Raw genomic sequence first — 22,195 nt, forward strand, 5'->3', positions numbered from 1 at the left:
AGCAAATGTCTTACCGATCCCGATGATGAACGTGATCAACGGCGGCGAACATGCCAACAACAACGTCGATATCCAAGAATTCATGATCATGCCCGTTGGCGCTAGCAGCTTCCGTGAAGCCTTGCGTTGGGGCGCAGAAATCTTCGCTCAGCTCAGCAAAGTCCTAACGGCTAAAGGATTGCTAACTGGCGTAGGCGATGAAGGTGGCTTCGCACCAAACCTCGGTTCTAATCAAGAAGCACTCGATCTGCTGATGTCTGCCATCTCCGAAGCAGGCTACATCCCCGGTGAGCAAGTAGCCCTCGCCCTAGACGTGGCGGCTAGCGAGATGTACAAAGATGGCGAATACACCTACGACGGTGCCGCTCACTCTCCAGCCGAGATGATCAGCTATCTAGAAGGGCTAGCGAGTAACTATCCAATCGTCTCAATTGAGGACGGCCTGCATGAAGATGACTGGGAAAGCTGGAAAACCTTGACCGAGCGTATCGGCAACAAAGTCCAGTTAGTCGGAGACGATCTCTTTGTCACTAATCCAACTCGCCTGCAAAAAGGCATTGAGCAGGCGTCTGCTAATGCTTTGCTAGTAAAGCTTAATCAAATTGGCACCTTGACAGAGACCCTAGAAGCGATTGATCTAGCCAAGCGCAACCAGTTCAACTGCGTAATTAGCCATCGCTCTGGCGAAACCGAAGACACCACGATTGCAGATTTGGCTGTAGCCACTCGGGCGGGCCAGATTAAAACAGGTTCACTCTGTCGGAGTGAGCGCGTAGCGAAATACAATCAGCTCTTGCGGATTGAAGACGAGCTAGGCGACCAGGCTGTGTATGCTGGGACGATTGGCATGGGGCCTAGATAGGTCAACGCCGCAATTGGCGGATGCGATCGCCTGCCCTGTGGCTTCAAACTTGACTGAGGGAACGAACGGTAGGGATTTCAGTAGACTGAAGCGGAGAGAGCGCAGATTTAGGAACGATTACAGTATCGATTGACTCACCTAGTACGTTAAAAATTTCAAGAACACAGCCTTCTTCGATGCCCTCAGGGTCGGGCACCGTATCAATGAAGGTAGCAATATCACCTGCTTTAAGGTTGTATTCTGGAATGTCTCGGCTGAGAGAAATTCGACTGTAGAGTTCAATTGAAAAAGTATTCATTTTTTGGGCTTTAAAGTGATGAATTGAATAGCTCCATCGTAGGTTCGTTCGAGCCAGACAGTCACGACGGCTAGAGTGCCACTACTGCCTATAAGGTCTCCTTCAACACGATAGAACGTACCGTATTTGTTTTGCTGGTCGGCGATCGCATCATAGGCTTGAACCAACTGTAGTAATGCCGCTTCGAGTTGTTCGGGATTAGTTTGAGTAAAGCCAGCTTGAGCCAGAAACTTAGATTTGTCGTCTTGATCCCGGTAAATCAGCAGATAATTACTGAGTTTCGCGACGGGAATATAGACATTTTCCTTGAATTCTCATCAGTTGAGTTTCTCTATGCTTTGCCGCCTGACTACGGACGAGTCTTTAGGCTACTTACGCCCGAATGAATTCGTACGCTTTTAGGTAATGCTCACACGGTTTTTTCCAGGAATAGTCACAGCGCATTCCCTGCTTTGCTAGCTTTTCAAACAGCGCTGGCTCGTTTCGATACAGATCAAAGGCGCGGCCTAGCGCTGACTCTAGGGCGATATTGTCATTCTCGTAGAATACAAAGCCGTTACGATCTTCTTTAGGTCGCTCGTCATAATCCCAGTCAAAAACGGTATTGACCAGACCACCTACACCGCGTACTACAGGCACCGTGCCGTATTTCAAGCTGATAATCTGCGTTAGACCACAGGGCTCATAGTTGCTCGGGACGATGATGATATCTGCTGCGGCGTAGATCAAATGGGCTAGCTCTTCGTAGAAGCCGATTTCCAAATGGCAGTCTACGTTGTCATTCAAAAAGGTTTTCTCATGCCAGAACCAATCGTTGATTGCCTGCTCGGTTGCAGACCCCAGCATGACAAACTGTGCGCTCTGTTCTAGACAGTAATAGAGCGCGTGATGTACCTGGTGCATGCCCTTCTGCTGATCTAACCGGCCAATAAAAGCAACAATAGGTTTGTCATAGGCTGCGAGCAACAGCTTTTCTCTGAGTGCCTTTTTGACCAAAGCCTTGTTTTCAAAATCTTCGATAGAGTAGTTGACTGGAATCTTGCTATCGATTTCCGGATCCCAAATTGTATATTCGATGCCATTCAAGATGCCGCCAAACTTGTCTTGATGCGCGGCTAGGGTTGACTGCAAACCACAGCCAATATCTGTAAAGCGCGCTTCCCAAGCGTGATGTGGCGATACCGTGTTGACATAGTTGGAATAGACAATGCCACCTTTCATAAAGTTGATGGCAAAAGGATTGCCGCTATCTAGCAGGCGAGCGGCGTTGAAGTAGTATTCGGCGCGGTTGAGTCCAGTAGCTTTGAGAATGTCTACGCCCCAGGTGCCCTGATGCTTGAAGTTATGAATGGTGTAGCAGACACGCTGCCTTTCCATGCCGTGATGCTGGTACATCTCGAAGAGCATCACCGGGATGAGTCCGGTTTGCCAGTCGTGGCAGTGAATGATGTCAGGGCGCTTGTTGCTTTTTAGCAGGAACTCTAGAGCGGCTTTGCTAAAGAAGGCGAAGCGAATCTGATCGTCCCAGTCACCGTAGACTTTGCCCCGATCGAAGAAGCGATCGCCTGAATGCGGTTCAATAAAAAAGCACAGACGTCCGTGAACCCAGCCGCACTGGACAGAACAGTGGATTTTGCCGTCGTACCAAGGCACAGAGAGGTCGCGGTAGGCTTCGTGCATACCCCAGACGTGGTCGTAGCGCATGCAGTCATACTTCGGCAGAATGATCTCTACGCAATGATCTTGTCGTTCTAACTCACTGCTAAGACCGTAAACCACGTCGCCCAGACCGCCCGCTTTAATTACTGGCGCGCATTCAGAGGCAATCTGCACTATGTACATAGGAACTCCCTAGAATCCTTGTTATGAAAGTTTACGTATACGGATATATAAGCAGATATGGGGCGGAATTTCGAGAGGTGAGCGACAGATCCTTTTTAATAGAATATTTTTCTAGGAAGTATGCTGGTTCCTCACATTCTCACTAGGGAATGGGAGGACTGCTACGGTTTGTTCTCTGCCGCCTGCAAGCCTTTTTGTACGTAGATTTTGGTTCCTTTGACCTCGTGAATGAAAGTGTAGTCCTGATCGAGCGCTGTTTCTAAGATCTCAACTGTCTTAGGCTGGTCTCTAAAGTAAAAAGGATCGTCTTGCTGGACAATTATGTCAGGTTCTAGATCTAATAGCCGTTTCATCTCACGAGGACTAGACCAGTCGGGGCCATACAAAATTTGGAGCAGGTAGTCTTTACCAATCGTTGAAGGGTGCGCTGTCGAGCGGATAAGCGGATAGGTGCCCAGATACCAATAGGCAATATGTTGATCCATCATGTAGATCGAGCGATCTTCAAGACCCTGAGCGAGTAGATAGTTGGCGATCGCTCTAGCAGGAGAAGGGTCTATCGGCGCACCTATCAGCCAGCTATGCGTAATCGTGGCGTATTGGCTCAAAACCGGATAGGTTCCTAAGCAAAGCAGCAGCACAACTACAGCAAAGACGCGCCGACTCTGCTTGATCACCTGCTCGACGAAGCTGCCTGAGAAGATAGCCAAGAAAGGAACTAGCTGAATCAGGTAGTGTGAATGGTCCGAGCCGCTGCCCAAAATAGAAAACTGGATAGTAAAGATAAAAGTAATTACCAGCGCCCAGCCAAACTTTTGCTGCGGCTGTAGCTGCGTTCGACGCTTTAGAACTAGCCTGACACCAGCGATCGCGCCCAGCCAGAACAGGATCTGTAGACCAAACCCATGCCAGCTCCACAAATAAACCAATATCCGATGCGAAAAAGCCACAGCCACTTCGTAGCCTTCCAATCCAACATTAGCTCGATAGAAAGACGACACCACCACCGAAGTCCACCACACCTGCGGTATGCTTGCCATCCAGTAAGGTATAAACCCTGAGAAGACTGGAATGATACAGCCCAAACTGTAGGCACAGAGATTGCGAACCTGCTGGCCTAGCGGCTGTCTATGTCCTGTCGGCATTAGGAGGCCCGATGCCAATAGATAGAGGCCAACTCCGATAGCGACGTAGACCAGATTCAGTCGCATCATTGTCGCAGCCGAGATCAACAAACCGCTGTAAAACAAAGCTGCTGTCGTTACCCCCTGCGCTACTAGTAGCCAAAGCGCTAGAGTCAACAGCAAGATAGCAGGGTGTTCGCTCATAACCGGCTGCCCCCCCGTCATCACCGACATCATCAAAACGAATAGAACAGCGGCTATCCACCCAGCTCGAACGGTCCATAGTCGCTGCGTAATGCGATTCACGCCAAAAGCGGTTAGCGCCACCACTAGCGCCCCAGCAAACCGAATCGAAGCAATCGTTTTACCAAACAGCAGAATGGCCAGTGAGAAAAAACCAAACAGAAATGGCGGCTTGAGATCCCAAAGCTGCGTGTAGGGCAAATGCCCATCCAAAAGCGACTGGCCGATGAGGATGAAGGTGCTCTCGTCCCAGTTAATTACCGATTTGAAGAAAAATGGCACTCGGCAAAGCAGCGTTAGCAGCGTTAGCAGCAGCAGCTCTAAAGCCAGCTTTTTGAGCTCTGATCGCTTAACAACCCTCTCTTTCTGCGCCTTTGTATGGCATCCAATGATTTTCAAAATATCTAACTCTCTTAAGATCAATGTCAGTTCAGGGTAAGCATGCTATCGCTCGCTAGAGTGGCTTTCAGTCGAGTCACTGCAGCTTGGCTTCACGACGCTTTGCCAACGTATCTTCTGACTACCAAAGAAGTCATTTCTTGGTAGAATCCCTTTCGTGAAATATCTCCTAGAAAAATAAAAAAGATACTGTCGTTTACCCTTTCTAGCGATCGCTAGCCCGCTCATATAGACAGGACACTACAAGCAAAACAAACCGCTTTTGCACGTTAGCTGGCTCTGTTGTATCTGAGGATAGTGCCACCAGGGTTTAGGCGTTTACGTTTTACTAAGACTGTTGTCAGGATTATCATCAGAATAAGACTGCTCAGCTTATAGGTCTTACCTGATCCAATCACTTTATGAATCAGTGATCTGGCGCATATTTTGTGAGGATAGATTAGTTATTAGAAGATAAAGATGCAATCTTTGGATAAAGTAATCCAAGATCCTGCATATCGCATATTGCAATCTTCAAAAATTCGATTACTGTTAGGATGTATTCTCGGATTGTGAGGATCTTCTTCACAATTACTCCGCTTAATCGAGCTGATTACCGGCCTCAGTGAAGCCTCTCCAATGAACCACAATTCCTCCATTAATTTTCCGGCACCGTGCATTATCGATAACGGCATCGTCGTTCGTAAAGCAGATATGCTTCGCCTGCTAAAAGATCTTCGCCACGTCCGCTACATCAATCGTCGAGACAACGAAATTATCAGCACTGGTGAAGGCTGCATTATGGAAGCTTTCGCCGATCCTCATAGTGCGACGCTCGTAGCTAACCACAGCCTATATCTCAACGTCCACAGCTTTGACTACATGGAGATAGTGCGCTCTGGAGACGACACTAGCTTTGCGCTTGTTCAAGACAACCGCTGTCTTTGTCTGACTCCAGTTTCTATCGTCTCTAATGATTGCGATAGCCGTGAGATTGACGTTGCTGCTCTAGAAGCTATTGTCACTGAAGCGCTGTCTGCTAGCTGGGATGCCTCGATCGATGACGAGCGGAACAACTTCCATTGATAGCGCCGATAGATAGCAGTTCTAGCTCGCCTGAACGCTCCAATTCAAAAACTCCTGACCCTAATGCTTCTAGTGCTAGGGCATTTACCTATCAGCTACAGGCTATCTGTGACCATACCAAAGCCCGTGCTGGCGTGTTTCATACGCCTCATGGCCCTGTTCACACGCCTAGGTTTATGCCAGTTGGCACGCTTGCCAATGTCAAAACAGTCACACCCGCCCAGCTCAAGGCGTGTAATGCAGAGATGGTGCTGGCCAATACCTATCACCTACACTTGCAGCCGGGTGAAGATCTAGTGGCCGAAGCGGGTGGCCTCCATCGGTTCATGAATTGGGATGGACCTATGCTGACTGATTCAGGTGGCTTTCAGGTCTTTAGCCTCAGTAAAATGCGAACGGTAACTGACGAGGGTGCCACCTTTCGATCGCCCCGTGATGGTCGCATGATTGAAATGCCGCCAGAGCGCTCTATAGAAATTCAGAATGCGTTAGGTGCTGATGTGATTATGGCCTTTGACGAATGTCCGCCCTATCCTGCGACTAGAGAGGCAGTGGTTGACGCGACCGATCGGACCTATCGCTGGCTAAAGCGCTGTATTAATGCTCATGAGCGATCGGATCAGGCGCTGTTTGGCATTGTGCAAGGGGGTACCCATTTAGATTTAAGAGCTGCAGCGGCTGAAGAGTTGGCAGCGCTTGATTTACCAGGCTATGCAATTGGTGGGGTCAGTGTCGGTGAGCCGCCCGAGCTGATTGAAAAAATTGTGCAAGCAACGACTCCACTGCTGCCAGAAGATAGGCCGCGCTATCTGATGGGTGTAGGCACATATAGAGAAATGGCTCAGGCGATCGCAGCGGGCATCGATCTATTTGACTGTGTCATCCCAACCAGACTGGCCCGTCATGGCGCAGCGCTGGTAAAAGGGGATAGATGGAATTTGAAGAACGCTCGGTTTCGCCGAGATCTAACCCCAGTAGATGCAGATTGCCCTTGCTATACCTGCCAAAACTTTACAAGAGCCTATCTTTGCCATCTGATCCACGCTAAAGAGATGCTGGCCTACACACTTATCTCTATTCACAACATTACCGAGCTAATTAGATTTACCACCACGATTCGCAGCGCTATTATGCAAGGTCGCTTTGCTACCGAGTTCGCGCATTGGCTCCGCTGAAGTCTACTTTCTTCGTCTTAAGCTAACGTGAATCTCTTCAGAAGTATGAACTTGACTACTTGACTAGCTGTGGTAAAGCAGCCCCACATATCGTGATAAAATATCGTCAATATTACACAAGTACTTGGAGATATTAGGCATATGGATGTTGCAATGCTGGTAGCAGAGCTACCCGAAGCCTACCGCGCTTTTGGCCCCCTGATCGACGTTTTGCCGATTCTGCCTATTTTCTTTTTGCTACTAGCGTTTGTATGGCAGGCTTCTGTTGGATTTAGATAGATCTGAACTTGATGGTTAGTGGCTGATGATTGGCGGCTAGTCTCACTCACTTAACTCATTAGCTGAGTGAACAGTTAGTCAAACATAGGTAAACAAAAAGGGGCGATCTTGCAAATGCAGGGTTGTCCCTTTTGGCTGCTTGCTATCGGCGTATCTATAGCCTCCGAATAATTTCTTATAGTTTGGGCAGCAAGGTGGTGATGGGGGCTGTACCGCTAGCCGTCTTTTACTAGTACCTCCACGTACATATCAATTTTATTTACAAGGCAGTGGCGTTATCTCTACGTTCTTTCCCGGTTTGTATTCATATAGGTTCATGGGACTATTACAGTCAATTGTCTAAGCAAGTCAACTAGATATGTTGCCAAGTCGGATAATGCCTGTGCGCTTTGAAGGCCACATCTTAATGAAACCGTTTTAATCGAGCCGTCTTTAAATCATTAGATATCAGTTCTACACGGGTTTAAAGGGTATTCCAGTCGACGCTATAAAATCTCAGGAGACCCAGTCAATGAAATATCCATATGCCTTTCGATCCAAATCTAACTATCGATCAAAGCTGAGATCTCTTCCCTCTACAGTTCATCGGACGGCTGATCAGACCAATTGCGACCAAAAGCTAGCGCAGTCTACCCATTGGAACAATCCCGATAGCTGGCTATCTTTTGCAGATACTAATTTACTGCTGCGAAAGCAAGCTCGAAATGAAGCTAGTCTGAGCCGTCACGCTGCTGCCATCAAAATCCTCGATCGACTCATAGTCCGCGAACCAGCTAACCCTAATCACTTTGTGAACCGGGGGCTAATGCATAGCCACCTACAGCGCTATGACGAGGCGTTAGCTGATTACAACCGGGCTGTAGATCTAAACCCAAAGCTCGATAAAGCCTACAATAACCGGGCTAATCTACATGCGATCGCCCACAATTGGCCAAATGCGATCGCCGATTACGACCAGGCGATCGATCTTAATCCCTTGAACATTCGAGCCCGGCTCAACCAGGCGATCACCTTCAGAGAAATCGGTGACTACGAAGAAGCCTTGGCGTGCCTAGATATCGCTCTGTTCTTTCGACCCCAAAGTGCCTTTCTCTACGCAGAAAAGGGCCGAACCCATCATCTGCGAGGCCACTGGAATCAAGCGATCGCAGACTATACAACGGCCTGCCGTCTAGCAGCAGATAGCAGCCTTGAAGATATTGGCAATCCAGCAAAAGTTATCCGAAAAGTGCGGAGCTGGACGAATAGCCTAAACGCCATCTAGCAAGGGTCATCTGTCCCTATATTGCGCTGCTGGCAAAAGTTATATCTCTGGTAGCTCAAGCGGCTGCTCAGTCAGTGCCCGTTAATCTACTAAAAATATCTAGAAGAGCTGCGATCTGGATCTAGTCAATATCAATTGACTGCGGCCCCTTTGGATTAGAGGAGTTGATGCCGCCCGCCGTGTCGTTAGCGGTAGGCACCGCCCCTTGCTTATTCAGCCAGCTTCTGACTGGATCTTCTGTTAGATCCAACCGAAATAGACCGGAGAAAAAGCCACCGCAAAAGGCCACAGGCTGCCGGGCAAGCTCTCTTACAAATGGGGTCAGCTCATCAACAAACATAGTCAAAACTTTCCTACTAAGGCTACTAGAGCTAGTGTAGCGGTCTAAGTCAGGAATTTGCTATGTAGCCAAGTTGATCGTTGCTTTATATCGGTTTTAGCCGACGTGACTATCCTAGCCAACCTGATAGACGCTAAAGCAGACTTCGTCGACCGTTGACATGAATAGTTGCCCAGTTAGTCAGCGCCGTGTCTAGCTGAGCTTCGCTGAGGGTGGCCCCTGTCAAATCGGCACCGCAAAGATTAGCGCCATCTAGCTTAGCGGAGCCCAAATTTGCCCGGTTAAGATTAGCGCCTCGCAAATCGGCCCCTTCTAAGTTGGCATAAACCAGATGAGCACCCGCTAGCTTGGCATTTTTAAGGCTGGCTCTAGTCAGATTGGCCTGCCCTAGATGGGTCTGCGAAAGATCGGCCCCTGTGAGGTTCGCTTCTCGCAAGTTGGCTTTGGCGAACCTAGCTTCAGCAAACGTTTGTTTATGAAGATCGAGCTGAGTAAGTATGTGATCAGAAAAGTCACGCTGGCCTTTGGCGTAGGCGTCTTTTAGAGACTGCGCCGTGTGTTTTCGATTGCGCCGCCGCTCAACGCCTTTGTAGTTGGCACCGCTGTTGACCCGCCGTTCTTTCCTAGCTCGAATAGCCGCCGCCATCCGAGCGGAGGGGGATATTCGGCCTGAGGTTTTCCCAGATGTTCGTTCGGCGGACTGGGTGTTTTGTTGGCCGATAGTGGCCTGCCCTGCGGTTGCAAAAGATAGGCTTTGAGCCAAGCTGTCTAGATGCGGCTCGATATCTAGATCTCGCATGATCTCTTCTGCCATTTGGTAGCGATTATGCACCGAGATATCGAGCATCTTCACTAAGACTTGGCTAAAGTGGCTACTGACAGAAACGCGCTCTTGCCAGCGAAGCTCGCCAGTTTGGGCGTTGTAGGGAAGATCTTTGGGCGAGACGCCTGTGAGCAAATAGATACAGGTAACGCCAATGGCATATAGATCGCTCGCATAGACAGGACGCATGGCCATTTGTTCTGGAGGGGCGTAGCCAGGCGTGCCGATCGCATAGGCGGTAAGTGTGGTCTGATCGGTTGGATCGACGGTAGGCTGATTGACTTTGTCTTTGACTGCACCAAAGTCAATCATGACTAGCTGCTGGTCTTGCTCGCGGCGGATCAAGTTGGCGGGTTTGATGTCGCGGTGAATAATCTGGTGGCTGTGGATATATTGGATGACCGGTAAAATTTCGTTGAGAAACTGTTTAACGCTCACTTCTGTGAAAGGGCCAAATCTTTTGACCTCCTTTTGCAGGGTCGAGCCGCTGACATATTCCTGTACAAGATAGAATTCCTTGTCCATCTCGAAGTAGTCGAGCAGCCTAGGAAGTTGAGGATGGTTGCCGATCTTGCCGAGAATTTTGGCTTCCCGTTGAAAGAGATCGCGAGCCATGTCTAGCAGGTTCGGTACATCGGTGGTGGGCCTAAGCTGCTTGATGACGCAGGGCGGACAGCCGGGCAGCAGCTGATCGCGCGCCAGAAAGGTCGCCCCAAAGCCACCTCGCCCCAGGGCACCTAGAACCCGATAGCGATCGCGTATCCACAGCTTACTACCGCAGCTTTGGCAAAATTGAGCGGCATTGTCATTTTTAGGATTAGGGCAGCCGTTCGTGATGCAGTAGGTCATTAAAAAGATTGCGTCTAGGCGTGTTTTGAGTATGCCCGTTCTGCCACAGGAGAGGTAGGGTTCTCGGCAAGAAACCGTAGTACCATGGGGCGAGGCTGAAGCTTGAGAAATGCCTCAGATGCTTTTTGAAAAAGTGTGTGAGCCTATCCGCTCAGCCTGTTTACCTTTTAGAAAGCGCCCAAGCGTCGATTTCACAATGCGTGTTTCTGTTAACTGGCTCAAAGAGCTTGTCGAGTTTGACCTTTCGCCAGAGGCACTAGCTGAAGCCCTGACGATGGCGGGATTCGAGGTCGAAGATATTGAAGACAGGCGCAGTTGGGCAGACGGCGTAGTAGTAGGCCGGGTAATCGCGCGATCGCCTCATCCCAATGCAGAAAAGCTCAGCGTCTGTACAGTCGATATTGGCGCAGACCCAGCCTCGACGATTGTCTGTGGGGCGGCCAATGTCGATGCAAACATGTGTGTGCCCGTCGCTACGGTCGGCAGCTATTTGCCCAAAGTAGATCTAAAGATCAAACCACGTGAGCTTAGAGGCGTTGCCTCGGCTGGGATGATCTGTTCTTTAGCGGAGCTAGGGTTAGCTAAAGACTCAGAAGGCATTCATATCTTTGACGAGCAGCGGTTTGAACAGGGAGAGATTTTGGCTGGCCAGGACGTGCGGCCTTTACTAGGACTAGATGATTTTGTTTTGGATGTGACCTCTACAGCCAACCGCGCCGATGCGCTGAGCATGGTGGGCATCGCCAGAGAGATTTCAGCTATTACTGGAAATCCTCTGAAGCTGCCTGTTTCTGAGGATTTGCCTGGCAGCGATACGGCTTTAGACAAAGTAGATATCGCCCTAAGCGATCCCAAAGCCTGTCCTATTTACATGGGCAGTGTCTTATCGGGCATTGAGATTGGACCGTCTCCGGCTTGGCTACAGCAGCGCTTGATTGCAGCAGGCACTCGGGCAATCAATAACGTAGTCGATGTCACCAACTACGTTTTGCTCGAATGGGGTCAGCCGCTGCATGCTTTTGATCTAGATAGACTCATGGCAGTAGGTGCGAAAGACTCGCTGGCAGTCAGTGTTCGCTACGCAACAGAGTCTGAATCATTGCTGACGCTAGACGATCAAGAACGGTCACTAACCGAACAAACACTGCTAATCACCGCGAACGATACGCCCGTTGCTCTAGCAGGCGTGATGGGTGGGGCGGAGACAGAAGTAATCGATACCACCCAAAGAGTATTTCTAGAAGCGGCCTATTTTGACTCGGCAGTGATTCGAAGGTCGGCTCGGTCACAGGGGCTGCGGACAGAAGCCTCCGCTCGCTATGAGCGGGGCGTCAACCCAGCCGAGCTGAAATTAGCACGCGATCGCGCCCTTCAGCTCTTGATCGAAACTGCCGGAGCGACCCTAGTCGGACAGGGCAAAGACCGTACTGAAATCGGTAATATCTCACCGACTAGAGAAGTCTCGCTTCGCCTTAGCCGGATTCATCAAATCTTGGGTGAGGTAGTCGAAAACGAAAGCACAAAAGCGCTAGATAAAGCGACGGTTGAAACTTTGTTGAATAAGCTGGGCTGTCAGGCAACTGCCACCGACGAGAATACCTGGACAGTAGAAGTTCCGCCCTACCGCTATCGCGACCTAGAGCGCGAAATTGATCTGATTGAAGAAGTCGCCAGGCTCTATGGCTACGATCGCTTTGCCAATACGCTACCTAGTCAGACCTCACGGGGCTATCTTTCTCAGGGGGCGGCGCTATCTAGGCGACTACGAGCAGCTTTTCGAGGAGCTGGGCTCACAGAGGTGATTCACTATTCTTTGACTAGCCCAGAGTCCGAGCGGCAAGTCGTCATCGCTAATCCTTTATTTACTGAATACTCAGCGCTGCGAATTGACTTGCTAGGCGGTTTGATTGAGGCTTTTCAGCTAAATATCAATCAGGGCAACGGGCCGCTCAACGCTTTTGAAATTGGCACCGTTTTCAACAAACCCGATGACGATCCTGACGGCGATCCGATCGAGTCGATCAAGGTTTCAGGAATCGTCGGCGGAGATGCTCGTCAGGGGCGCTGGGTAAACAGCAACCAAGAGACGCCGATGACTTGGTATGAGGCAAAAGGCGTCTTAGAGTGTGTGTTTGACAACCTGGGACTCTCTGTAGACTACCGAGCTGAATCGGGTGATGAACGGCTGCATCCTGGACGCACAGCGGGGTTGTTCGTACGTGGGCGGACGCGACTAGGCACCTTTGCTCAGCTACATCCCGAGCTGCGCCGTGAGCAAGACTTGCCAGAGGCTGTGTATGTCTTTGAACTAGATTGGGCGGTGCTAGAAATGTGTTTGACTGGCAAGAGCGCTCAGGCCGTGAAGTTTCAGGCGTATTCTAGATATCCAGCGTCTGATCGAGATCTGGCATTCTTTGCCTCGACCGATGTGACTGTTACTGACTTACAAAAGGCGATCAACAAATCGGGCGGCAAGCTACTAGAATCGGTGACTCTATTTGACGAATATCGCGGTAAAGGAGTGCCAGAAGGCGATCGCTCTTTGGCCTTTAGGCTGGTTTATCGGGCGAGCGATCGCAACCTTACCGACAAAGACATCGACCCTGTTCACCAAAAGATCCGTAGCACGTTGGAGAAAACCTACAAGGTTAGTCTACGAAGCTAACTAGAGCCGCAAACTGAGCGGAGTCGAAGTTTAAGATCAAAACGGCACATCAGGGCCCGGATCAGAAGACTTCGGTGCTTTTTGATTGGTATCTGTTTGTTTGTTTGAGCTCGGTAGTGAACTATCGGCATTATCGTCTAAGTTGACAATTTGACCGTTGAAGAAATTAGCAAATCGTTTGATCTTCTCTTGGTCCTGGTCGGGAAACTGCCCGTGAGCCGGCGCATCTAATCTCGGATTAGGTGAACTGTTGAAAGGTCGCGTGACCGGTACGTGGGGATCAGGCGTATTCGTCTGCAAGTTGTTGGACGATTTGATGTCTGTGCTGTTTCTGTTTCCCGAATCGGCGTTGTTGTCAGATAGTCTGTTCGATTGGCTGTGCGGTTGATTGTTCTCTTGGTTTGGCGGCTGGTTGGATGGTGGAGTTACTGGCTGCGGTCGAGTAGGCGCACTAGCCGCTGAACCAGAAGCCGCAGGGGTCGTGGTCTCTGTTGGTTTTGGCGTAGCAACAACTTCCAAAGAGATTTTTATTGGTCGCTGGAAGACAGCTTGGAAGGCGGCCTCTAAGTTTGGCACCCGTTCTCTGGCTGCTTTTTGTAGCGGAGCCGATCGAAACCCAACTTTTGCACCTACCCCATCAAAGCCGAGCAGTACCCCCTGCTGAGACATCAACATTTGGGTGCCGCGAGGTTGCAATGCAGCTAGAATCTGTTTCCACAAGTCGGCTAGATTACCGAAGGCAACAGCGGCTGGTTTTTCTAAAGGCTCTGGTTTCTCTGAAGGCGTTACTCTTGTAGGCGCAGCAGGTTCTACCTCTGGCTCACTGGGTTCGGTTGGAATGGCAGGCAGCGATACAGCGGGTTCTGCCAGCGGCGTAGAGGTACTAGCAGCGACGGTTTCGGGGGGCTGGCTTACTGAAGGAGAGGCTGAAGACGGCAGCGTTTGAGTCTGAGCAGTAGGCGCGACTGACGGCGGTACGATCGGCGGCGGTGTAATGTTAACAACTGCTTTTGTCGTCGTACTCTCTACGTTAGTAGCACTATTAGTAATCTCACTGTTGGCAGCCGTACTATTCGCAACTGCGCTATTGGCAGCCGCACCTAGCGCACTCGGCAGCAGACCAGTCAGCGTAATCTCTAACCACAGTCGCGGCTGGGTTGTATTTTTGATTTGGACTTCTGCGCTTTGGAGCTTTTGCTGACTGGCGAGCAGGGCCGCAGCGGATAGCTTCTTGGCAAAGGGAATCATTTCTACCCAGGTCGGCGAGGTGATAGCCACGAGATCTTCGCGTTTGGGAGCGCGTTTGGCAATTAATAGATCGCGGTAGAATCCGACTAAGCCCTGCAGTACGATCAGCGGCTCTCTACCTTTGTCCATCAGGTGTCGAACCCGCTCTATCAGAGCAGTGCTGTCATCGGCTGCGATCGCCCGCACCAAGTTCAACAGATCCCGTTCTGGCACGGCTCCTACCAAGTCCCAAACCGTCTCAACCGTGATTTTCTCGGCCTGCAAGCTCAGCTGATCTAGCAAACTTTCAGCATCGCGCAATCCGCCCTGAGAAATCTGAGCAACTAGCTGAATAGCAGACGGTTCCATTTGAATCGCTTCCTCAGCCGCAATATAGCTCAGGTGTTTGACCATAGACAGCAGCGGAATGCGCCGAAAATCAAACCTTTGGCAGCGGGAGATAATCGTTGGCAGTACCCTTTGCGGATCGGTTGTCGCCAATACAAAGACAACCCTGTTGGGCGGCTCTTCTAGCGTCTTTAGCAGCGCATTGAACGCAGCCGTACTCAGCATATGAACTTCGTCGAGCACATAGAGCTTGTATCTGCACTGCACAGGGGCAAACTGAGCCCGCTCGATCAATTCGCGGATATTATCTACGCCAGTATTGCTCGCCGCATCGATTTCGACTATATCTAGGGCAATCCCTTGGGTGACTGCCTGGCAAACGTCGCACTGTCCACAGGGCTGAGCCGTTGGCGAGTCTGCATTCAGACAGTTGAGTGATTTGGCTAGGATGCGGGCGCTAGACGTTTTGCCAGTGCCTCTAGGACCGCAAAATAGATAGGCAGGGGCAATCCGATTTTGCTCTAGAGCGTGGGTAAGCGTGTCAGCGATCGCGCCTTGCCCTACTAGCTGAGAAAACGTTTGCGGTCGATACTTATGGTGGAGAGGTTCGTACAAGCGCGGCTAACCCTGAGTGCGGCTATCGCTACTAAGATATCGTCTCAGCGAAAGGATTGTCTAAACCATCGCGCTCGTCACTCGGCTAGCCTTAAAAGTGCAAGAGAATCCATCATTTCAGGCGCTCACCATTCTAAACAAATGTTTCTAAACAGATATTTTCAGGTGCAGTCGTCTAAACGATCATGCCGTTAGTAACTAGACGCAGTGGCTGGGTATTAGTGATCAGGCATCGGTGACTAGACGCCAGTCGCATGCCACGTGCTACATCTAACACAGCGCCTGCTCAGGAAAAGCATTGTGCATGATGTATGTCTCGGCCTCGCTGGATGCTGTAGGCCGGAGCGTTTGACGTTGTCGGCGCTGAGTCGCGGCAATCATCGCTGGCGAGAGCCTCTGAAAGCTAAAGGCGCGAGTCGTGGCTGGATGCGTAGAAGCATGTGATGCAACTGATAAGGATCCGAGATCTTCTATCCAGTAGCCTTCTAGATAAGACTGTACGAGCAGATTAAACAGTTCTTGCAGCGGTAGGGGTAGTTCAGCGCTAATTTCAGACTGGCTGCCATAGTTGTCTACTACCCGACCGATTGCCTGCATCAGCAGATGGCTATCTTGAGGTGCGATCAGATGCGTTGCCTGAAGAGACTGCCAGTGGGCTTCAAAGGCTTTGATTCCAGTAAGTTTATACATATGAAACTGCCGCTATTATGCGGTTTGTAGAGTGATGGTGACAGTGACGCTGCCAACGCAACGCTCACTATTGAGATATTCCGTAGCTGGTGTCTTTGTCCGGACTGTCTTTGTCCGTGAAACTACCGGACTTCAAAGCTGCAAGACTTCAGAGCTACTAAACTTCAAAGCCACCAAATCTCAAAAAGCGTCAATCACAAAAGGTCAAAGACAGTAGCGTACCTACCTCCGCCATGCCTTCGAGTGCCTTGGCGGCGCTCCCACAATTGCAGGCTATTTCTAGCCAGCCGTGACCACCGATCACTGCACACAGGCTACCGATAGGTACATCGGCGTATGTTTTTACACCCGTAAAGTCAATCCGGCGATGTGCCGTTTTCAGCTCAACCTGCCAGGATTGGCCGGAGACTGCTTGGCCAGGAATGTTGCTAATGAGATTGCCAAAGCGGTCTATGTACTGCAAGCTGCCAGCATATTGACGCGATCGCTGGGCAGTTGACTGGCTGTTGACGAGCCGAAAGGGCGGCAGATTAGGCTGCACGAGTGTGTCTAGATCGATGCGATCGCCTAGCGCGGTGATCGGCACGCCATTGGCGAGATGTGCAGCCGCAGGTGCAAAGATATCTCTACCGTGAAACGTATGGCTAGGCCGATTGACTCGCCAATACTGAGCATTGGTCAGACTAACAGCGGTAATCGATGGAGCGAGATGCGCTGCGAAGAGATCGCCGAGCAGGCCATTGTCTGGGCCCACCAAAAACCCGTTGGGATATTGCAGCGCGATCGCCCGGCGATTAGAGCCCACCCCCGGATCAACCACCGCTAAATGGACGGTTCCTTCAGGAAAATGTGGATAGGCCATCATCAGATTAAATCTAGCGGCCAAGATATCTTGTGGCGGAATTTGATGTGTTAAATCGCACGTGGGTTTTCCCGGAGCAATCGAGGCGATTACACCCCTCATTACCGCCACGTAAGCATCCTGCAAACCAAAGTCGCTCAGCAGTGTAATCATATAGCTTGCTTTCTCAACTGGCCGCCGCATGCCGGTGTAATTTGACACCCGAGCGCTGTGACTACGATCATTGATAGTACGTAACCACTTGCCTTTAATGTGACTAGCGTCATTGATAACTCGGTAAATTGGCCCATGCCAGATGCTAATACGCTTGAGAAGAGTGTAGCGGCTCTTGCTTTGGACAATATTAAGCGACACGTCTTTATGTGCGCGGATCAAACGGTTCCAAAATGCTGTGACAAAGCAGAGAGCCTGATCGCCTGGAAGTATCTAAAGCAACGCCTCAAAGCGCTGAACCTAGATATCTCTACAGATCAGCTTTCTAACTACGTTTTTAGAACCAAGGCAAACTGTCTAAGAATTTGCCAAAAAGGTCCAATCTTGCTGGTCTATCCCGAAGGCGTTTGGTATCACAGCGCTAGCCCTGAGGTGATTGAACGCATTATTCAAGAGCATTTGATCGGCGGAAAAGTTGTGACGGACTATGCGATCGCCCAGCATTCTCTATCTAATACCGCTGATTAATTTACTTTTTATCAATACAGCTTATCTGGGTGATTTCATCCAACGTTTTGGGAATAGTTGATATAGAAAATTGATAGGCTAACGCTTGCGAAACCGCGCTTCTGTATGCTAGCTGAAAAACTGAGTTATCAGTTCCATCAGTTAAACGAGACCAAATACTGTTCATTCACCCTTATATATCGTGCAAACATCAGTACAGACATCAGTGCAAACTGCTCCTCAGAGCAGACTACAGACAAACGGCATGAAAGAATCCAATTCAGGGGAACAGAAAAAGCTTTTGCTAATAGATGACGATCCCAATCTCATCTTGCTAGTAAAAGACTACTTAGAATTTCGTGGCTATCAGGTAGTAACCGCTGGCAACGGCAGAGAAGCGCTTTTGATGCTTTCTGATCTGTCACCAGATATGATCATCTGCGACGTGATGATGCCAGAAATGGACGGCTATGCCTTCGTCGAACAGATTCGGCAAGACCCTGGTAAAAGCTGGATTCCCATCTTATTCCTATCGGCCAAAGGACAGAGCCAGGATCGTGTCAAAGGCTTAACTACAGGCGCGGATGTATACATGGTCAAGCCTTTTGAGCCAGAAGAACTCGTCGCTCAAGTAGAGTCTTCTTTGAAGCAGGCAACCCGCTTAATTCATCACCAGAACAAAGGGTCGAGTTCGATGCCGACCATTCAGGTTCCTTTCGATGTAGAGCTAACGCCCACCGAGCTAAAGGTCGTGCAGTTTGTTGCTAGAGGCATGGCCAATCGCCAAATCGCCGACGAACTGAAAGTTAGCCAACGCACGATTGAAAGCCACGTTAGTAACATGCTCGGTAAAACCGGACTGCATAACCGCACCGAGCTCGCTCGCTGGGCAGTAGAAAATAACAAAGCCTAGATTCGGTTTGATCAACTCAGTTTATTTTTGATGAGCTTTGATGGTAATATGCCAAAGCGATTGAAAAGGCTGGCTCGAAACGGGTCAGAGAGAGGCTGACTATCAGATCAGTTTTTCTTACTCAAGATTGACTCAGCCTCTCAAAAATCGTTTTAATGTTTGATATAATCAGACCTCTTGCTGGTGTAGCTCAGTTGGTAGAGCAGCTGATTTGTAATCAGCCGGCCGTCCGTTCGAGTCGGATCACCAGCTTCCTTCTATAACAATAGTTTCGCGATCCCTACAAGGCTGTCGGCCTTTGTGGGGATTGTCCTTTAAAGAGCAATCTCAAAAGCCGTTGAGTTTCAAGGAAATCACTAACGATTCTCGGCACACTTCATCGCCGCCTCCGCAGTTGGCATAGCCCATCAAAATTAATTATCGCAATCGCCAGTGAGCTAAAAGAATCCAGTGGGTATCGTGTTAATGCTCATAGGCAAGTTGAACTATCAAAGGCTTCGGCAAATGTCCGCGTAGCGTTTAGCCGGGTGAGTTGTTTGAGCTAAACAAATCACCCGGTTAGGTGTTGGCTTTATTGCCTTGGGCATGCTGTAAAGAGATAGAACAGCTAGGACAAGCGTATACTCTTCCATTTTCTTGATAAGAGCTATCGAAACAGTAGCGGCTTGCTACGCGCTTGGCGTCTTACAGAACAAAGGTTACCGCTTCTAGTCATGTTTGAGCTGAGTGCGGCTTGTTTAGCATGCGTTTGCCTTAATAAAACAGCCTACTTGCTTGACTTTATGTAGCTGGCTTCTTCTAACTTATCTTTCCGACTTGATTTAATTAAGGATAGCTATGAAATTTACCCAGCAACATGCTGTAGCAGTTTTGTTAGGGATAAGTTTAGTGAGTAGCTGGGCACCTTCCACGACGGCTGCCAACCAGTTAGCAACAGATGTTGATAGAGTTGAGAGGACGTCTGCGGGTCTTTTTAGTGAAGCAGTCGCAGCCCCATTAGAACCCATGGCGGCTGGTCGCCAATTGTACTCATCAGGCCAATTTTCAGCTGCTGTAGAGGCATGGCAGACCGCGCTTGATACGGCTGAAGTGCAAGGCGATGAACTGACTCAGATAATCGCGCATAGCTATTTGTCTTTGGCCTATCAGGCATTAAGTCAGTGGGATCTAGCGGAGATTGCTATTGGGCAAAGCATGGAGCTCCTAGAGAATAGTTCTGCTGAAGCCATAAGTCCTATATTGCAGGCCCAGGTGCTGAATACAAAAGCGGGTCTGATCTACCATTTAGGGCAAGCTGAACTCTCTTATGAACTGTGGCAGCAGGCCGAAGGTTTTTATCAGCAGGCAAAGGATGTTTCCGGTGTCTTAGGGAGCCAGATCAATCAGGCTCAAGCACTGCAAAGCTTAGGATATTACCGGCGATCGCGCCAGCAGTTAGAAGACATTTCACAGCGGCTTAGAACAATGCCGGACTCAGCTTTGAAGGCTAACGGGCTGCGAAGCCTGGGCACGGCGCTACGGGTACTGGGCGATCTGGAAAGCAGCCGATCAGCCCTATTTGAAAGTGCTAATATTGCCGTCGATATCGATGCTACAAATGAACTGAGCGCGACGTACCTAAGCCTGGGCAGTGCTGCTGCTGATTGGGGAGATCCGGCAGCGGCAATCGCCATGTTTGAGCGGGCAAAACGAGAGGCCCGAAATCCTACCGATGCGCTGCAAGCTAATCTTGAGCGACTGCGATTTTATGTGAATTCTGCCGACGCAGAACAGAGCGCATCTACTGCCAACGAGATCGCAACGCAATTAGAAAAGCTGCCGCCAAGCCGACTGTCCGTTTATGCCGCAGTAAGTTTAAGCGCAAGCTTGGCTAGAGAAGAGATTTTAGGGAAATCGCTGCCGATCGCGCGGCAAAATCAACTGCTGGCAAACGCTGTAAGCTCGGCTAGAGCTCTTAACGATCCGCAGGCCGAAGCCCATGCCCTGAACCAGTGGGGCGCATTGTATAGTCTCACTAAGCAGTGGTCAGAGGCGCTGAAGCTGACAGAGCAGTCATTAGCGATCGCGCGTTCTATTCAGGCAGACGATATTGTCTCGCAATCTGCCTGGCAGCTAGGTCGCATCCTCAAACAACAAAACAACATGTCTGAAGCCATTCTGGCCTATAGCGAGGCAGTAGATAGCTTACAGGCGCTACGGAGTGATTTAGTAGCTGTTGATCCCGATGTCCAGTTCTCATTTCGCGAAAACGTAGAGCCTATCTATCGAGAACTGGTGAGCTTACTGCTAGAGACGGACAGCTCTGGCCGTAAAAATGCAGCCCAGCCTAGCCAAAAGAACCTAGCTCAGGCCCGAGAGGTGATTGAAGCCCTACAGCTAGCCGAACTCGATAACTTTTTCCAGGAAGCCTGCATCGATGTCGCCTCTCAACAGATTGATCAAGTCGATGCTCAAGCGACCATCATCTACCCGATTATTCTGCCAGATCGCTTGGCCGTCATTGCCTCTACTCCTGGGCAACCGCTTGAGTACTACTCCACATCAGTTAGCGCCAAGACAGTAGAAGCTACACTACGCGAGCTGCTCAGCGCCACTCACCCAGCTTCAGATAATGAACAACGTTTAGCGCTTTCCCAACAGGTGTACGACTGGCTAATCAAACCAGCCGAAGAACGCCAGATAACTACCGATACTGAAACAATGGTGTTTGTCTTAGATGGACTGTTGCGTAATGTACCTATAGCAGCGCTCTACGACGGCGATCAGTATTTGATCGAAAAGTATGCCGTTGCCCTCTCCCCCGGCCTACAGCTGATGAGTGCCCAAGCCCTTGATGAGATTGACACCAATGCAGTTGCTGGTGGTATCAGCGAAGCTCGGAATGGTTTGAGTGCTTTACCTGCGGTAGAAACAGAACTTTCAGATATTAGCGAGCTAATCACTACTGACACATTGCTAAATGAAGCCTTCACTAGTGATGCCCTAGCGAACCACGTAAAAAATAGCACAGCTAGTATCGTACACCTAGCTACCCATGGCCAGTTCAGCTCCCGACTAGAAGATACCTTCCTTTCTACCTGGGAAGGGCGGCTAAATGTAAAAGAACTCTCTGAAATCTTACAGACTCGGGATTCATCTAATGCGATTGAACTGTTAGTTCTTAGCGCCTGTGATACCGCATCAGGGGATGATCGGGCAGTACTAGGGCTGGCAGGCTTAGCGGTTCAGTCTGGAGCGAGATCAACAATAGCTACGCTCTGGCCGGTCAAAGATCAGGCAGCGGCCAAACTCATGCAGGCCCTATACGAAGGTATCAGCGAATCAGGAATGAGTAAGGCCGAAGCGCTGAGACAAGCACAGCTAAAGCTACTTAACGATCCGAGCTACAGCGATCCGTTCTTTTGGTCAGCATACACACTGGTAGGTAACTGGAACTAGCCCACTGATAGCCTACCATGACCGTAATTACCACATGCGCTTCACGTAAGGTTTAATACCAAGTTACGCAAAGGTACGCCTCGCGATTCTTAAGGCAGTTCTTTAAGCTAAAGATTGCATAGTTCGAGATTCGGTAGTGCTAGCCATCGGAACCACCAATGAAGTCGAAAATGTGGTGGCTAAGCCAACTCTCTTGAGGTGTTGATTTGACGCG

At 49.8% G+C, this 22,195-nt stretch carries 18 protein-coding genes and 1 tRNA gene; 10 read left to right on the forward strand and 9 right to left on the reverse strand.

Translation table 11 applies throughout. The features are described from left to right. A partial coding sequence (gene eno / locus IQ256_RS16865; protein ID WP_193856715.1) for a phosphopyruvate hydratase occupies nucleotides 1–862 on the forward strand: 862 nt, incomplete at its 5' end. A 43-nt stretch (nucleotides 863–905) separates the two neighbouring features. On the opposite strand, the gene IQ256_RS16870 is transcribed toward eno, so the two are convergent. The 4 genes from IQ256_RS16870 to IQ256_RS16885 all read right to left on the reverse strand — a co-directional run bounded on the left by IQ256_RS16870 (nucleotide 906) and on the right by IQ256_RS16885 (nucleotide 4,768). Continuing rightward, complete coding sequence (locus IQ256_RS16870; protein ID WP_193856716.1) at nucleotides 906–1,160, reverse strand: DUF4926 domain-containing protein; 255 nt, start codon at nucleotides 1,158–1,160, stop codon at nucleotides 906–908. Next, on the reverse strand, nucleotides 1,157–1,453 hold the full coding sequence (locus IQ256_RS30460) for a DUF6883 domain-containing protein (protein ID WP_193856737.1): 297 nt from the start codon (nucleotides 1,451–1,453) through the stop codon (nucleotides 1,157–1,159). Before IQ256_RS30460 ends, IQ256_RS16870 begins: the two co-directional genes overlap by 4 nt. 79 nt (nucleotides 1,454–1,532) lie before the next feature. After that, the gene (gene glgA, locus IQ256_RS16880) at nucleotides 1,533–3,002 is read right to left on the reverse strand and encodes a glycogen synthase GlgA (RefSeq protein WP_193856717.1); all 1,470 of its coding nucleotides are present in this window, start codon (nucleotides 3,000–3,002) and stop codon (nucleotides 1,533–1,535) included. Between the two features lie 161 nt (nucleotides 3,003–3,163). Next, nucleotides 3,164–4,768 carry a glycosyltransferase family 39 protein gene (locus IQ256_RS16885; protein WP_193856718.1) on the reverse strand — a complete coding sequence of 535 codons (1,605 nt, stop codon included), beginning with the start codon at nucleotides 4,766–4,768 and terminating at the stop codon, nucleotides 3,164–3,166. A 618-nt stretch (nucleotides 4,769–5,386) separates the two neighbouring features. Here IQ256_RS16885 and IQ256_RS16890 point away from each other — a divergent pair. The 4 genes from IQ256_RS16890 (at nucleotide 5,387) to IQ256_RS16905 (ending at nucleotide 8,551) form a co-directional block, all read left to right on the forward strand. Next, complete coding sequence (locus IQ256_RS16890) at nucleotides 5,387–5,833, forward strand: hypothetical protein (RefSeq protein ID WP_193856719.1); 447 nt, start codon at nucleotides 5,387–5,389, stop codon at nucleotides 5,831–5,833. Further along, complete coding sequence (gene tgt, locus IQ256_RS16895; RefSeq protein ID WP_228024984.1) at nucleotides 5,830–7,008, forward strand: tRNA guanosine(34) transglycosylase Tgt; 1,179 nt, start codon at nucleotides 5,830–5,832, stop codon at nucleotides 7,006–7,008. Before IQ256_RS16890 ends, tgt begins: the two co-directional genes overlap by 4 nt. 141 nt (nucleotides 7,009–7,149) lie before the next feature. Continuing rightward, nucleotides 7,150–7,287: a photosystem II reaction center protein K gene (locus IQ256_RS16900; protein ID WP_193856720.1), complete on the forward strand. Its 138-nt coding sequence runs from the start codon at nucleotides 7,150–7,152 to the stop codon at nucleotides 7,285–7,287. A 511-nt stretch (nucleotides 7,288–7,798) separates the two neighbouring features. Continuing rightward, complete coding sequence (locus IQ256_RS16905; RefSeq protein WP_193856721.1) at nucleotides 7,799–8,551, forward strand: tetratricopeptide repeat protein; 753 nt, start codon at nucleotides 7,799–7,801, stop codon at nucleotides 8,549–8,551. Between the two features lie 121 nt (nucleotides 8,552–8,672). On the opposite strand, the gene IQ256_RS16910 is transcribed toward IQ256_RS16905, so the two are convergent. Beyond that, nucleotides 8,673–8,891: a hypothetical protein gene (locus IQ256_RS16910; protein ID WP_193856722.1), complete on the reverse strand. Its 219-nt coding sequence runs from the start codon at nucleotides 8,889–8,891 to the stop codon at nucleotides 8,673–8,675. Between the two features lie 133 nt (nucleotides 8,892–9,024). Further along, nucleotides 9,025–10,563 (reverse strand): serine/threonine-protein kinase, encoded by a 1,539-nt coding sequence (locus IQ256_RS16915; protein WP_193856723.1) that lies wholly within the window; start codon nucleotides 10,561–10,563, stop codon nucleotides 9,025–9,027. A 196-nt stretch (nucleotides 10,564–10,759) separates the two neighbouring features. Here IQ256_RS16915 and pheT point away from each other — a divergent pair, with 196 nt between their 5' ends. Then, the gene (gene pheT, locus IQ256_RS16920) at nucleotides 10,760–13,228 is read left to right on the forward strand and encodes a phenylalanine--tRNA ligase subunit beta (protein ID WP_193856724.1); all 2,469 of its coding nucleotides are present in this window, start codon (nucleotides 10,760–10,762) and stop codon (nucleotides 13,226–13,228) included. A 36-nt stretch (nucleotides 13,229–13,264) separates the two neighbouring features. Here the strand turns inward: pheT and IQ256_RS16925 are convergent, their stop codons facing one another. From IQ256_RS16925 to IQ256_RS16935, 3 genes are all read right to left on the reverse strand, one after another. After that, nucleotides 13,265–15,418, reverse strand: a complete 2,154-nt coding sequence (locus IQ256_RS16925) for a DNA polymerase III subunit gamma/tau (protein ID WP_193856725.1) — start codon at nucleotides 15,416–15,418, stop codon at nucleotides 13,265–13,267. 270 nt (nucleotides 15,419–15,688) lie between these two features. Then, a complete protein-coding gene (locus IQ256_RS16930) occupies nucleotides 15,689–16,108 on the reverse strand; it encodes a hypothetical protein (protein WP_193856726.1) in 420 nt (139 codons plus the stop codon). Between the two features lie 190 nt (nucleotides 16,109–16,298). Beyond that, nucleotides 16,299–17,123 (reverse strand): S-adenosyl-l-methionine hydroxide adenosyltransferase family protein, encoded by an 825-nt coding sequence (locus IQ256_RS16935; RefSeq protein WP_193856739.1) that lies wholly within the window; start codon nucleotides 17,121–17,123, stop codon nucleotides 16,299–16,301. A gap of 135 nt (nucleotides 17,124–17,258) precedes the next feature. Between IQ256_RS16935 and IQ256_RS16940 the strand changes: the two genes are divergently transcribed. From IQ256_RS16940 to IQ256_RS16955, 4 genes are all read left to right on the forward strand, one after another. Further along, nucleotides 17,259–17,651, forward strand: a complete 393-nt coding sequence (locus IQ256_RS16940) for a ferredoxin (protein ID WP_193856740.1) — start codon at nucleotides 17,259–17,261, stop codon at nucleotides 17,649–17,651. Between the two features lie 244 nt (nucleotides 17,652–17,895). Continuing rightward, on the forward strand, nucleotides 17,896–18,543 hold the full coding sequence (locus IQ256_RS16945) for a response regulator transcription factor (protein ID WP_193856727.1): 648 nt from the start codon (nucleotides 17,896–17,898) through the stop codon (nucleotides 18,541–18,543). Between the two features lie 179 nt (nucleotides 18,544–18,722). Then, nucleotides 18,723–18,795 (forward strand) — tRNA-Thr (locus IQ256_RS16950). 585 nt (nucleotides 18,796–19,380) lie between these two features. Then, complete coding sequence (locus IQ256_RS16955; protein WP_193856728.1) at nucleotides 19,381–21,981, forward strand: CHAT domain-containing protein; 2,601 nt, start codon at nucleotides 19,381–19,383, stop codon at nucleotides 21,979–21,981. Nucleotides 21,982–22,195 lie beyond the last annotated feature (214 nt).

Source organism: cf. Phormidesmis sp. LEGE 11477 (assembly GCF_015207105.1).
Classification (GTDB): domain Bacteria; phylum Cyanobacteriota; class Cyanobacteriia; order Phormidesmidales; family Phormidesmidaceae; genus Phormidesmis.